At 43.1% G+C, this 13,126-nt stretch carries 12 protein-coding genes; 9 read left to right on the top strand and 3 right to left on the bottom strand.

The features are described 5' to 3' along the window. Positions 1-624 precede the first annotated feature (624 nt). On the top strand, positions 625-1,095 hold the full coding sequence (locus RAM70_RS06540) for a GNAT family N-acetyltransferase (protein WP_045359662.1): 471 nt from the start codon (positions 625-627) through the stop codon (positions 1,093-1,095). Here RAM70_RS06540 and RAM70_RS06535 read toward each other — a convergent pair. Together RAM70_RS06535 and RAM70_RS06530 are read right to left on the bottom strand one after the other, a co-directional pair. Next, positions 1,031-1,888 (bottom strand): sensor histidine kinase, encoded by an 858-nt coding sequence (locus RAM70_RS06535; protein ID WP_052426714.1) that lies wholly within the window; start codon positions 1,886-1,888, stop codon positions 1,031-1,033. The genes RAM70_RS06540 and RAM70_RS06535 overlap by 65 nt on opposite strands. After that, complete coding sequence (locus RAM70_RS06530) at positions 1,843-2,430, bottom strand: L-threonylcarbamoyladenylate synthase (protein WP_045359658.1); 588 nt, start codon at positions 2,428-2,430, stop codon at positions 1,843-1,845. The genes RAM70_RS06535 and RAM70_RS06530 overlap by 46 nt, the downstream gene beginning before the upstream one ends. 257 nt (positions 2,431-2,687) lie before the next feature. On the opposite strand from RAM70_RS06530, the gene RAM70_RS06525 reads away from it, so the two are divergent. The 3 genes from RAM70_RS06525 (at position 2,688) to RAM70_RS06515 (ending at position 6,227) form a co-directional block, all read left to right on the top strand. Continuing rightward, on the top strand, positions 2,688-3,215 hold the full coding sequence (locus tag RAM70_RS06525; RefSeq protein ID WP_045359656.1) for a GIY-YIG nuclease family protein: 528 nt from the start codon (positions 2,688-2,690) through the stop codon (positions 3,213-3,215). 79 nt (positions 3,216-3,294) lie between these two features. After that, on the top strand, positions 3,295-4,329 hold the full coding sequence (trpD, locus tag RAM70_RS06520) for an anthranilate phosphoribosyltransferase (protein WP_045359654.1): 1,035 nt from the start codon (positions 3,295-3,297) through the stop codon (positions 4,327-4,329). 356 nt (positions 4,330-4,685) lie between these two features. Next, complete coding sequence (locus RAM70_RS06515) at positions 4,686-6,227, top strand: ferredoxin--nitrite reductase (protein WP_287999606.1); 1,542 nt, start codon at positions 4,686-4,688, stop codon at positions 6,225-6,227. A 249-nt stretch (positions 6,228-6,476) separates the two neighbouring features. On the opposite strand, the gene RAM70_RS06510 is transcribed toward RAM70_RS06515, so the two are convergent. Next, positions 6,477-7,511, bottom strand: coding sequence for a PstS family phosphate ABC transporter substrate-binding protein (locus RAM70_RS06510; protein WP_045359651.1), 1,035 nt, complete (start codon positions 7,509-7,511; stop codon positions 6,477-6,479). A 472-nt stretch (positions 7,512-7,983) separates the two neighbouring features. Here RAM70_RS06510 and pstS point away from each other — a divergent pair, with 472 nt between their 5' ends. The 5 genes from pstS (at position 7,984) to pstB (RAM70_RS06485) (ending at position 13,122) form a co-directional block, all read left to right on the top strand. Continuing rightward, complete coding sequence (gene pstS / locus RAM70_RS06505) at positions 7,984-9,105, top strand: phosphate ABC transporter substrate-binding protein PstS (RefSeq protein ID WP_045359650.1); 1,122 nt, start codon at positions 7,984-7,986, stop codon at positions 9,103-9,105. A gap of 94 nt (positions 9,106-9,199) precedes the next feature. Continuing rightward, positions 9,200-10,159 carry a phosphate ABC transporter permease subunit PstC gene (gene pstC, locus RAM70_RS06500; RefSeq protein WP_045359649.1) on the top strand — a complete coding sequence of 320 codons (960 nt, stop codon included), beginning with the start codon at positions 9,200-9,202 and terminating at the stop codon, positions 10,157-10,159. Between the two features lie 202 nt (positions 10,160-10,361). Then, positions 10,362-11,255, top strand: a complete 894-nt coding sequence (pstA, locus tag RAM70_RS06495) for a phosphate ABC transporter permease PstA (RefSeq protein ID WP_045359648.1) — start codon at positions 10,362-10,364, stop codon at positions 11,253-11,255. A 94-nt stretch (positions 11,256-11,349) separates the two neighbouring features. Continuing rightward, positions 11,350-12,153: a phosphate ABC transporter ATP-binding protein PstB gene (gene pstB / locus RAM70_RS06490; protein ID WP_045359646.1), complete on the top strand. Its 804-nt coding sequence runs from the start codon at positions 11,350-11,352 to the stop codon at positions 12,151-12,153. Between the two features lie 171 nt (positions 12,154-12,324). Then, a complete protein-coding gene (pstB, locus tag RAM70_RS06485) occupies positions 12,325-13,122 on the top strand; it encodes a phosphate ABC transporter ATP-binding protein PstB (protein WP_045359645.1) in 798 nt (265 codons plus the stop codon). The last annotated feature ends 4 nt before the right edge of the window (positions 13,123-13,126 follow it).

Genomic DNA, 13,126 nt, shown 5'->3' with positions numbered 1-13,126 from the left:
GGAGGTCAGAATAACAGAATGACCTCGCGCACTGGGAAGCAGAACCCTTTGCAATCGCCTCCGGAAAGTGCCAGGGTTTTGAGTCCCTCGGATCGATTTCTCAACGTTTGTTTCCTGCACTTTTTTAGCTAAAAAAGTCCTAAAATCGTTTTCTAGTAAGGCTTCCAGTAATTTTCAGCCAGCCCTAATTAGAACTCTTGCCAATTAATTAGGTTCTTCGTTACTTGGTATGGTTCGATCAGGTGGCCTAAATCGACTAAATCCTTATTTGACAAGAGAGTTAATTGATTAGTTCGTTCTAGAGCGAAATTGACAAAAATCGCAGAATGCCTTTCTCTGTAAGGATTTCATCCCTTAGAACTCCGTCCATTGCATCACACAAACCGAAGAACCATCAGGTGAACTGAAAACTCTCATCTGATCACTGATAACTGATCACTGATCACTGATTAATAACTTGTCAAGAAATCACGATAAATCAACTAGAGATTATCTTAGACATTTAGTATAATCAAACACAATAGATTAGGGAAAATTGCTCATAAATTAGCCCGAGGGAGCATGAATCCTCTTTCTCGTCCCTATATCTTCCCCTATTTTTTAGTCTTAGACTAAGGAAATATCATGATTGATTGTAGTCAGATTCAGTTTGACGAGGATAAAAGCAAGATAGATCTATTGCAACTACGAGAATTATTTAATTTAACCGCATTTTGGGCAATTGATCGCCGTTTAGAAGATTTAGAAACCGCAATTGACTATAGTGATCCGGTGGTGACGGTGTGGAATGATCCGCAATTAATTGGTTTTGCTCGCGCCATTTCTGACGGCATTTATCGGGCAACTATTTGGGATGTGATCGTTCATCCCGATTATCAGGGAGCGGGTTTAGGGCGTAAATTAGTAGAAACAGTTTTGGCCCATCCCCGAATAAATCGGGTGGAAAGAGTCTATTTGATGACTACTAACCAAGAAAAATTTTACCAGCGCATTGGTTTCCAAAGCAACGCCACGACGACAATGGTATTATTTAATCGTTATCCCGAGGAGTTTTCCTGTCCGGCGATCGAGGTAAAGAAAAAACGATCTCTGTGAGCTTGTCCTGACTATTGTTATCGATTTGATCTAAGCTCATTTCCCCCCCCGATACTTCGATAATTCCCTTCGCTAACTGGAATTTAAGACCGGGAGAAAGACCGAGAGCTTGAGTAAATTGTTTTACTTCTTCCGGCTTTGATTCTAAACTCAAAGGGGAAATTTCTGGCATTTGCCAAAGAGGGATTTCACCCGGAAATTCTAGACTAATAGTGACTTTTTTCTCGTCAAGAGTGCTTACCGATATACAAATAGAGCCACTCGCTAAGTTGGCAATCGCTGCATCGACGAGAAGGACAAAAGCGGAGGATAAACGTTGATAATCGGCAATAATAGCAATATCATCGGTTAAAGGACTAAATTTAAGCTTAATATTGCGATTAGCTGCCTGTAAATAGGTTAAACTTGCCCAATCTTGCCAGAGTTTAGTTAAAGAAAAAATTTCTCGCTCCAGAGGTATAGTACCAGACTCTAGCTTCGAGAGATTAATCATCTCATCGAGCATTGCCATCAGTTTACGGCCCGCCAGTTGCCCCTGGGCGATAAATTCCCTTTCTTCGGCCGGACTTTCGCAAAGATCGGCGAGAATCATTTGATGGAGACTGATCATACTGCTCAATGGCGATCGCAATTCGTGGGCAACCCGTCCCAAAAAACTGCTTTTGAGGTGATTAATTGCCACAGCCATGTGATAAGCGAGGCGAGTTTGCTGTAATTCCCGTTTTAAAGCGTCAATATCGTCCATATTTACAGAAAAACTGCCCCTTGTCGTAAGATATCCCATCTTTGACATTGCCAACGCGCGACGGTGGAGGGTTGTCCACTATTGATTATTCCCCATGCTTGCCTTTCTGTGGGAGCTAACACCGTCACCGAGGGAAAAGTAGTCATAATCGCTTCTGGAGTCAATAAAGGCTCTTGTCCTGACAGATTAGCACTTGTGGTCGCTAAAACACCAGTTCGACCAAGAATTTCTCTTGCGATCGCATGAGCGGGAACTCGGATACCAATCGTGCTAGTATCCTTAGGGTTAAGAACTTTTGGTACTTTTTCAGAAGCAGGTAAAACCAAAGTTAGGGAGCCGGGCCAGTGTTTTTCGGTCATTTGCCGCCAAATTTCCCTTTCTTCCTGATTTCCCTTGACATAATCCCATAAATCTGCTGCTGAGGCCGCCATGAGAATTAAAGGTTTATCAAAAGTCCGTTTTTTAGCGGCAAAAACTAAGGCAGCATAGGGGGGAGAAACCGCTAAAGCGGGGACTGTATCCGTGGGAAAAGAAACCACTTGACCACTTAGGGCCGCGTGAACAATTTCGTTAAGAGAAGCAGTAGGCATTGAGAATTGATCATTTTTGGGGACTAATTTAGCCTAAAACTTTTTGGTACAATTTTAAACGGGTAGGGTTGATTCATGAATCAACCCTACCTTGAATCAACCCTACCTTGAATCAACCCTACCTTGAATCAACCCTACCTTGAATCAACCCTACCTTGAATCAACCCTACCTTGAATCAACCCTACTTGATCAGCGGGGTATCTGAAAGTTTTTAACACCTACCTACTTATCTCCAACCAATTAGCGACGATTAATTATGAATGAGTCTGATACTTTTGCTAATCTCGAACAATTAGAATATATTCCCTACCTAGATACCACCGGTAATATCTGTGTTGATTTCCAGGGAAAAATCGGGGTTTATGCCATTTTTGAGCGAGAACAAGTCTTAGAGTTTGTCGGCTATTCTCGTGATATTTATCTCAGTTTAAAACAACATCTTGCCCGACAGCCCCAAGCTTGTTATTGGCTAAAAATACAGTTGATCGAGCGTCCTAATCGGACGATTCTCGAATCGATTAAACAAGCTTGGCTAAGAGAAAGTCAGGCAGTAATCGGCAATGAAAAACTCTGGACAGAACCAATTGATGCTAAATTAGCCATGACTGAGACAGAAAAAGAAATTTATCAAAGTGCTGACGAAGTAGGGCAAATCAAGTTATTAAAACAGGTATCCAGACGAGTAGAAAACGATATTTTATCAACCCTAGAAAAACGGGGAGTACAGATGGAAATTCGTTTTAATCCTAAGTTAAAAGAACAGGGTTTGCTCGATTTAAAGTAAAAATTACTAGGAGCGATCAATTCTCCAGACAAACCGCTATGATAGTATATCGCCCCATCCCCACACCAATGGAACAGCGATGACCACTCCAGACTGGCCAAACCTACTGCAGCAAATACTCGATCAAAAATCCCTTTCCCTTAACCAAGCTGAAGAATTAATGACCGGATGGTTAAACGGCCAGATTCCCGAAGTTTTATCGGGGGCGATTTTAGCGGCTTTGCAAGCAAAAGGAGTCTCGGCCGCCGAATTAGCGGGAATGGCCGGAGTTTTACGGCAACAATCTCGCTTAGAAGACCCTAAACCCCATACTACTCCCGTTATCGATACCTGTGGCACCGGCGGTGACGGGGCCTCAACCTTTAATATTTCCACTGCCGTGGCTTTTGTGGCGGCCGCCGGGGGCGTAAAAGTGGCTAAACACGGCAATCGCTCGGCCTCCAGTAAAGTCGGTTCGGCCGATGTTTTAGAATATCTTGGGGTTAATTTAAGCGCCCCTAGCGAGAAAGTAGCGGCGGCTTTAGATGGGGTGGGAGTGACCTTTCTTTTTGCCCCCGGTTGGCATCCAGCCCTGAAAAGTGTGGCTAATCTCCGCAAAACCCTGAAAGTTCGCACGGTTTTTAATCTTCTGGGCCCTCTAGTTAATCCTCTCCGTCCCACAGGTCAAGTTATCGGTGTTTATGACCGGCAATTTCTCACCCCCATGGCCACAGCTTTAGCACAAATGGGAACCCCAAAGGCGATTATTGTTCACGGCCGGGAAAAACTCGACGAGGTGGGGTTAGGAGATCTGACCGATATGGCTTTATTAAATAATGGCGAGGTGATTTCGTCGGCGATCGATCCCTTGTCAATTACTATCCCCAGAGCCAGTTTAAATGCCCTTAAAGGCGGGGAAGTGCCAGAAAATGCCGAAATCCTCAAAAATGTCCTGCAAGGGGGGGGAACGCCGCCTCAACGGGATGCTGTGGCGATTAATGCCTCTCTTGCCCTACAGGTGGCAGAAAAGGTCACTTTTGGCGATCATGCTGCCGGTTTCGCCCTCGCTCGCGAGATTTTAGCCAGTGGGTTAGCTTGGCAAAAATTAGAGGAGTTGGTTAAGTTTCTCACCTAGGACAATTCAGAGGAGACAGGAGACAGGCTTCGGCCGTGAGCTTTTGTCGAACGCTGAGCTCACGGCCGAAGCCCACACCCCACACCCTACACCCCACACCCCACACCCCATCTCAATGCACTTACTGCATGACAGAAATCCTTAAACACGATGGTTAAAGGATTTCTGTTACAGACAATACAAAATTATCCAAGTTAAAAAGAATTAAATAACAAATAGAGACTAGGTAAATTACTAAATTTTTGCTAATGACGACGGTATTTTAAAGAATACTTATTGTTAAATCCCGATTTCTTCATTTCTAACCCGCACCAACTAGAACAATTACACCCACAGACCAGTAAGGAGATAGATTCGTGGTACAAGCACCTGAAAAAGATGGAACAACTCTCAATAAATTCGAGAAATTTAAAGCCGAAAAAGACGGATTAGCCATTAAAGATGAACTAGATCATTTTGCCCAAATCGGTTGGGAAGCGATGGATAAAACCGATTTAGAACATCGCTTAAAATGGGTGGGGGTTTTTTATCGTCCCGTCACCCCGGGCAAATTTATGATGCGTTTGCGGATTCCTAACGGCATTCTCAGTAGTGAGCAAATGCGAGTTTTAGGGGAAATCGTGCAGCGTTACGGCGATGATGGCAATGCCGATATTACTACTCGTCAAAACCTACAATTACGCGGTATTCGTATCGAAGATATTCCTGATATTTTCCAACGACTAAAATCCGTGGGCATGACTTCGGTACAATCGGGCATGGATAATGTTAGAAATATTACCGGTTCACCCATGGCGGGACTAGACGCGGATGAATTAATTGACACCAGGGAATTAGTCCAAAAAGTCCAAGATATGATTACCAACTACGGTCAAGGTAATTATCAATTTACCAATCTGCCCCGCAAATTTAATATTGCCATCGAGGGGGGCCGGGATAATTCGGTTCATGCGGAAATTAACGATATTGCCTTTGTTCCTGCCTATAAAGAGGGAGAATTAGGCTTTAATGTCGTGGTGGGCGGCTTTTTCTCGGCTAAACGCTGTGAAGCGGCAATTCCCATGAATGTTTGGGTGAGACCGAATCAGGAAGTGGTGGATTTATGCCGAGGGATTTTGGAAGTTTACCGCGATAACGGATTGCGTGCCAATCGTCAAAAATCCCGTTTAATGTGGTTAATTGATGAGTGGGGAATTGAGGAATTCCGCACTCGGGTGGCTAATCACCTAGGTTATCCCTTGGCAACGGCAGCAGAAAAAGACGCTATTGACTGGGAAAAACGAGATCATTTAGGAGTTTTTCCCCAAAAACAGGAGGGATTGAGCTATATCGGTCTTTGTATTCCCGTTGGTCGTCTATTTGCCGATGATATGTTCGATTTAGCCCGGATTGCCGAAGTGTATGGTAGCGGAGAATTACGTTTAACCGTGGAACAAAACGTGATTATTCCCAATATAGCGGCTGAAAATATGGCGACTCTTTTAACCGAGCCTTTACTGGCTAAGTTTACCCCCAATCCCACTCCTTTACAACGAGCGCTCGTTTCTTGCACGGGGGCGCAATTCTGCAATTTTGCCCTGATTGAAACCAAAAATAAGGCTGTGGACTTGATTCGTCAGTTAGATGCCGAATTAAATATTCCCCAGGGTGTGCGTATGCACTGGACCGGTTGCCCTAACTCCTGCGGACAACCCCAAGTGGCCGATATCGGTTTGATGGGGACAAAAGCGCGCAAAGACGGCAAAACCGTGGAAGGAGTTGACCTCTACATGGGGGGTAAAGTGGGTAAAGATGCCCACCTGGGCAGCTGTGTACAAAAAGGGATTCCCTGTGAAGATCTAAAATCGCTGTTAACTTCTATCCTCATCGAACAATTTGGGGCGACACCGAAGGGTTAATTAAGTAGTCGTGCAAAATTAATTTCTTGGTTAAGATGGGCAAAAGGCAAAAGGCAAAAGGCAAAAAGTAGTTAGATATGTGTAATTAATTGTGTCTAGCTACTTAACAAGTTTATTGATACGCTGAATGGGGGGTTTATCCCCTCTTTTTTTTCTGTATCTCTGTTGCTTTAAATTGGCAAACCTCTTGCTATAGTAGGGGGCAGATAGGAGCAGGAAAATCCTTATATATTTTCCAGATGGGAATCGTTACTTAGCTTTAAATTGGGCTTGTTTACGAAGTAATTCCCCGATGGTTAAATTGGGTTGAGGTCGGCCATTAAAAACCGTTCCTACCTCAAATTTTTGCAACTGTACCCGTGCCAAATGATAGGCCTCATCCGGTAGGGGAATATAACCAATACTATCTAATAAATTGGGAACTCGATCGAGATAATATTCGACAAATTTCTCTAAAGCGGGATTCTCTTGGGCTTTTTGGGCATTAACATAAATAAACAAAGGACGAGATAAAGGCTGATATTTACTATCCTCTACATTGCCGCGAGTTGGTTCAATACCGTTAACTTTCAAAGCTTTTAATTTATCCCGATTTTGTTCATAGTAAGCATGGCCAAAATAGCCTAAAGCGTTCGTATCTTGACTAACGGCATTAACTAAAGCTTGGTCATCTTCACTAAAGTTAAAATCCCCACGACTGGCATCTTTGCCGTTAATTACCTCACTAAAAAAATCGTAGGTTCCGGAATCTTTACCCGGTCCGTGAAGGGTAATCGGTTGGTCAGGCCAAGCGGGATTAATTTGATTCCAACGTTTGATTTTATTCTCGGCCGCGGGTTCCCAAATAGTTCTTAATTCTGTAGTCGAAATATCATCAACCCAGTTATTTTGGGGATTGACTACCACGGTCAAAGCATCAAAAGCGATCGGTAGTTCGATAAATCTTACCTTATTAGCATCACATTCTTTTAATTCTTCCACAGAAATCGGCCGAGAAGCATTATTAATATCGGTTTCTCCCGCACAAAATTTTCTAAAACCGCCGCCGGTTCCTGAAATATTAGCGTCAATTTTAACATCAGCCAAAACTTTGTTAGGGGTATTAGCTTTAAAATCTTCGAGAACTTTGTTGGTAATTGGTGCTACGGTACTCGAACCATCGATTTTAATTGGTTTTAGGTCTTGAGGATTAATATTGGCACAAGCGGGTAAAATTAGGGCAGTACCCAGGACAATTGCCACTACTTTGGTGGGACGTGATAGCTGAGTAAAAATTTCTAGCATAGGTGTCAAAAGGAGAAAGTAAAAAGTAAAAAAAGGGCGTTAGGTGTTGGCTGTAAACCTTAATCTTTTCTTTGTTGTTTTTACGTCCCTATAATGATAGGGAAAGAGAAAACCCCTATCTAAACAGGAAAAGTTAGCGGCTTTACCGTGACTTAAGTAGGTAGGTATTGAAAACTTTCAGACACCCCCCTTATTAAGGGGGGATTAAGGGGGGATCGGCCTCCCCTTATTAAGGGGGGCAGGGGGGATCGAACCTAAAATTCATTTTTAATTTAATTATAACCAGCAACTGAAAACTAATGTTCACTCAAAATAAATGGTAAAAGAAGTTGAGATTTTTGTCTAGTTATCGAGAAAATTTTTCTTGACAATACATGATATTTTTTTTATTCACTTCTTAACCTATTCTTTACCAAGCAGTGGTAACTTTTAGCGTAAGATTTAAGGCAGTTTACGGATCAAAATTAATCCTATGCCCAGCAAAAACAGGACCAATTTACTAACAGCCTTATCCCTAGTGACTCTAACAGCGACTTTAACCGCTTGTGGGGGCGGCGATACGGCGGGAACCAGTGGAGAGGGAAGCAATAGAATCGCCCAAGTTCCTCTGCAAGGAGAGGTCGCCCTCAATGGTGCGGGCGCTTCTTTTCCTGCACCCCTATATCAAAACTGGTTTGTCACCATCAATCAACTATTTTCTAAACTGCTAATTAACTATCAATCTACCGGTAGCGGGGCGGGAGTCGAACAATTTATTCAAGGTACGATCGATTTTGGCGCTTCCGATGTGGCCATGAGTGACGAGGATATGGCCAGAGTTAGCCGCGGGGTTTTACTGCTACCGATGACGGCGGGAAGCATCGTTATGGCTTATAATTTGCCCGGAGTAGAAGGGCTGAAACTAAGCAGGGAAGCATATATAGGCATCTTTTTAGGCACGATTACCCGTTGGAACGATGCCAAAATCGCCGCCGATAACCCCGATTTAAAACTACCCAATCAAGAAATTACCGTAGTTCACCGGGCAGACGGTAGCGGAACAACGGGAGTTTTTACCAAGTTTTTAAGCGCCGTTAGTCCCGAATGGAAAAAAAGTATCGGTGAAGGAAAAGCCGTACAATGGCCCACCAAAAAAGGTAAATTTCTCGGTGGTAGGGGTAATGAGGGTGTAACCGCCCTAATTCAACAAAATCAAGGCTCGATTGGCTATATCGAGTACGGTTTCGCTAAAAATAATAACCTGCCCATGGCCACTTTACAAAACCAAGCCGGTCAATTCGTTATCCCCAATGAAACTAACGCCGCTGCCACCTTAGCCACGGTGGAATTACCCGAAAATCTGCGGGCTTTTATCGTTGATCCGCCGGGGGAAAATTCCTATCCCATTGTCACCTATAGTTGGATGTTGGTTTATAAAAAATACAACGATCCCCAAAAAGCTTTAGCTATGGAGGCGATGATTGAATTTGGACTCAATCAGGGACAGGAACAGTCCGCCGCCCTTGGTTATATTCCCCTACCGAAAAATGTCCGCCAACGAGTAGCCGCCGCTGCCGATGTCATCTATCCTGATTACACGATCAAGGTGGATTAGTCCCCGAAAAAATGTATTCAAAGTTACAATAATAGTGTAGAAAGGCCAATTTCGACCTTAGCTACCTCAAACTAGCTGGATTTTAACCCTAATCATGAGTGCGCCCACAGTTTCGCCCGACTCAAATTTTAAAGAACGTCCAGAATCGGAAAAAATCCTCGATAAAGGCTTTGTGGGATTAACTACCGCTTTTGCCATCGCTATTGGGCTAATTTTGCTCCTAATTGCCCTAGTTATTTTTATTCGGGCCCTACCAGCGATTCAAACCTTTGGTCTGGGATTTTTGACCAGTAGTGCTTGGAATCCCGTGCGCGGTCGGGAAGAATTCGGAGTTCTGCCCGTTATCTACGGAACTCTCGTTAGTTCTCTGATTGCCCTCCTGATTGCTGTTCCCCTCGGTATCGGTTCGGCCATTTTTTTAAGCGAAGATTTTATTCCCTTAAATGCGCGGACAATTTTGGTTTTTCTCGTACAACTTTTGGCCGCTATTCCCAGTGTTGTTTACGGATTATGGGGTATCTTTGTATTGATTCCTATCCTCAGACCCCTTGGTAACTGGTTAAATGCTAATTTTAGTTGGATTCCTCTGTTTAGTACTCCTTTAGGGGGTCCTGGGATGTTACCGGCGGGGGTTATTTTAGCAATTATGATCCTGCCGATTATTATCGCTATCTCTCGCGACTCTTTGGCCGCTTTACCGCCGGATCTAAGGCAAGCTTCCCTCGGTTTGGGGGCCACCCGTTGGGAAACGATTTTTCGAGTCTTAATTCCTGCCGCTTTTTCTGGGATTGTCGGGGGGATTATGTTAGCTTTAGGGCGCGCTTTAGGGGAAACCATGGCAGTAACGATGATTATCGGCAATTCTAACCGCATTAGTGCCTCTATTCTCGCCCCTGCTAACACGATCGCTTCCTTATTGGCTAACCAATTCGCCGAAGCCTCGGGAATGCAAGTATCAGCTTTAATGTATGCGGGTTTTGTTCTGTTGGTTTTGACCCTAGTAGTCAATATCTTCGCCGAATTAATCGTTAATCGCGTCAAAGCTAAGTATTAAGCCATCAGTTATCAGTTATCAGTTATCAGTTTTAAGTTTTGAGTTTTAAGTGAGCAGTATGTATTAAGTGATCATCATCAAATGGCAGTTTACTGCTGTCTTTTCACTTTTCACTGTTTACTGTTTACTAATCACTGTTTACTGATTACTGTTTACTGTTCACTGATTACTGATAACTGATTACTGTTCACTGATAACTGATATGGATAGTGCGAATTTAGGCAATAATCTCAAAAAGAAACCGGGTAGTCCTCGATCGCTATTGGGGACAATTATGACCGTTCTCTCGGCTTTATGTTTAGCTGTTACTGTGATTCCCCTCTTTGCCGTCCTAGGCTTCGTTTTTGTGCAAGGGGTGGGCCGTTTAAACGCCAATCTCTTTACCAAATTACCGCCACCGCCGGGGTTAGGAGGAGGAGGCATCGCTAACGCCATTTTAGGGACAATTATCGTTGTTGCCCTGGCTACGGCGATCGCCGTTCCCATCGGCGTTTTAGCGGCGGTTTATCTTTCGGAATTTAGCGGTGATAACAAACTTGCCCAGGGTGTGCGCTTCGCTACCAACGTTTTAGCGGGTGTCCCTTCGATTATTGTCGGGGTTTTCGCCTACGGTTTGCTAGTTGCGCCCTTATTTGGCGAAGGAACAGCCCTTTTAGGCTTTTCTGCCCTTGCCGGTTCGATCGGTTTAGCGGTGTTAATGTTACCCACTATTATTAGAACCACCGATGAGGCTTTAAAAATCGTTCCCCAAGACATCCGCTGGGCGGCCATGGGTTTAGGGGCCTATAACTACCAAACCGTCCTAAAAATCGTCCTTCCTGCGGCAGTTCCCGCTATTTTGACCGGTGTTACTTTAGCAATTGCTAGGGCTGCTGGAGAAACGGCCTCTTTAATTTTTACGGCATTATTCTCTAACTTTTGGCCCCGGGGTGTCTTTGAACCGATTGCCACCCTTTCGGTCTTAGTTTTCAACTTTGCTACTGCCCCTTTTGCCCCTCAACAGCAATTAGCTTGGGCCGGTGCTTTAATTCTGGTGCTTTTGGTGTTAGTAACTAACATTTTATCCCGTTTAGCCACGCGCCAGAAAACCTATTAAGTCAAGGAAAAAGTTAAAAGTCAAAAGGATATTTAAGTAAAAATCTACCTATCTTTCTGATTCCTCAATTAGCCAAATTCAAGGTAAATAATTTATGCTAACTAACTCTAACTCCCATTCTACAGGAACTGTTTTAAAGGTCGATAAGGCTGATATATACTATGGTAATTATCGAGCAGTACGAGACGTTTCCATCGATATTCCCAAAAATAAAGTCACCGCTTTTATCGGACCCTCTGGCTGTGGAAAAAGTACCATTCTCAGGTGTTTTAATCGTCTCAATGATTTAATTCACGGTTTTCGTATTGACGGCAAAGTTTTTTATCATAACCAAGATATTTACTCTCAAGAGGTGGATCCTGTCGAAGTCAGAAAATACATCGGTATGGTGTTCCAGCGCCCTAATCCTTTTCCCAAATCCATCTATGATAATGTGGTTTACGGAGCGCGATTAAATGGTTATAAAGGCGATTTAGATGAATTAGTAGAAACTTCCCTGCGTCGAGCTGCTCTCTGGGACGAGGTAAAAGATAAACTAAAAGAAAGCGGTTTCTCCCTATCGGGGGGACAACAACAAAGATTATGTATTGCTCGCGCTATTGCCGCTCAACCAGAAGTATTATTAATGGATGAACCCTGTTCGGCACTGGATCCAATTTCAACTTTAAAAGTTGAGGAATTAATGCACGAATTAAAAGAACGTTATACAATTATTATTGTTACTCACAATATGCAACAAGCCACCAGAGTAGCGGATTTAACCGCTTTTTATAACGCTGAACCCACCGATAAAGGTGGCAAAATTGGTTATCTAGTCGAGTTTGATCATACGGATAAAATCTTTAGTGATCCTCAAGAAAAAGCAACTAAAGATTATGTTAGTGGACGTTTTGGCTAAATCAGTTATCAGTTATCAGTTATCAGTTATCAGTTATCAGTTATCAGTTATCAGATGTGAGTTTTCAGTGAACAGTATGAAGTGGCAAGTTGGGAGTTTTCTTTTCACTGATTACCGATTACTGTTTACCAGTCACTAAAAAAACACCCATCTCCTTTTTTTTTAAAGATTATGTATAGTACCGATGTTGTCACCGATGCAGTTTTGAGAACCAAAAACTTAAATGTTTACTATGGTTCTAATCTCGCTGTTCGTGATGTTAACCTTGATATTCCTGAGAAAAAAGCGATCGCTTTTATCGGTCCCTCTGGCTGCGGGAAAAGTACAGTTTTACGCTGTTTTAATCGCATGAATGATCTGGTTAAAAGTGCCAAAATTGAAGGAAAAGTTACCTTTCGCGGTCAAGATATTTATGGTAATTCCGTTAATCCTATCGGGTTACGCAGTCGCATCGGTATGGTGTTTCAGAAACCGAATCCTTTCCCTAAATCTATCTATGAAAATATCGCTTTTGGGGCGCGCTTAAATGGTTACATCGGTGATATGGATCAATTAGTGGAAGAATCTTTAAAAAAAGCCGTTCTCTGGGATGATGTTAAAGATAAACTCAAAGAAAGTGGTTTAGCTTTATCGGGGGGACAACAACAAAGGTTATGTATTGCCCGCGCTATTGCGGTTAAACCAGAAGTTGTTTTAATGGATGAACCCTGTGCGGCACTCGATCCGATTTCTACCCTAAAAATTGAGGAATTAATTCACGAATTGAAAACCCAATATACTATAGTTATTGTTACTCATAATATGCAACAAGCGTCGCGGGTTTCTGATTTAACGGCTTTTTATAATGCTGAACCGACCCGAAAAGGCGGTAAAGTGGGTTATTTAGTGGAATATGATCGCACCGAGGTTATCTTTCAAAATCCCGCTCAAGAGTCCACTAGAGATTATGTTAGCGGTCGTTTTGGTTAGAGTA

The organism is Microcystis wesenbergii NRERC-220 (genome assembly GCF_032027425.1).
In the GTDB taxonomy this organism is placed as follows: Bacteria; Cyanobacteriota; Cyanobacteriia; order Cyanobacteriales; family Microcystaceae; genus Microcystis; species Microcystis wesenbergii_A.
Note: the sequence above shows the minus strand (reverse complement) of the source record. Positions and strands in the feature narration are given on the sequence as shown.

Bases quoted from the DNA above. Each gene is read 5' to 3' on its own strand.
- RAM70_RS06540 (WP_045359662.1), top strand. From the start codon at position 625: ATGATTGATTGTAGTCAGATTCAGTTTGACGAGGATAAAAGCAAGATA.
- RAM70_RS06535 (WP_052426714.1), bottom strand. From the start codon at position 1,888: ATGTCAAAGATGGGATATCTTACGACAAGGGGCAGTTTTTCTGTAAAT.
- RAM70_RS06530 (WP_045359658.1), bottom strand. From the start codon at position 2,430: ATGCCTACTGCTTCTCTTAACGAAATTGTTCACGCGGCCCTAAGTGGT.
- RAM70_RS06525 (WP_045359656.1), top strand. From the start codon at position 2,688: ATGAATGAGTCTGATACTTTTGCTAATCTCGAACAATTAGAATATATT.
- trpD (WP_045359654.1), top strand. From the start codon at position 3,295: ATGACCACTCCAGACTGGCCAAACCTACTGCAGCAAATACTCGATCAA.
- RAM70_RS06510 (WP_045359651.1), bottom strand. From the start codon at position 7,511: ATGCTAGAAATTTTTACTCAGCTATCACGTCCCACCAAAGTAGTGGCA.
- pstS (WP_045359650.1), top strand. From the start codon at position 7,984: ATGCCCAGCAAAAACAGGACCAATTTACTAACAGCCTTATCCCTAGTG.
- pstC (WP_045359649.1), top strand. From the start codon at position 9,200: ATGAGTGCGCCCACAGTTTCGCCCGACTCAAATTTTAAAGAACGTCCA.
- pstA (WP_045359648.1), top strand. From the start codon at position 10,362: ATGGATAGTGCGAATTTAGGCAATAATCTCAAAAAGAAACCGGGTAGT.
- pstB (WP_045359646.1), top strand. From the start codon at position 11,350: ATGCTAACTAACTCTAACTCCCATTCTACAGGAACTGTTTTAAAGGTC.
- pstB (WP_045359645.1), top strand. From the start codon at position 12,325: ATGTATAGTACCGATGTTGTCACCGATGCAGTTTTGAGAACCAAAAAC.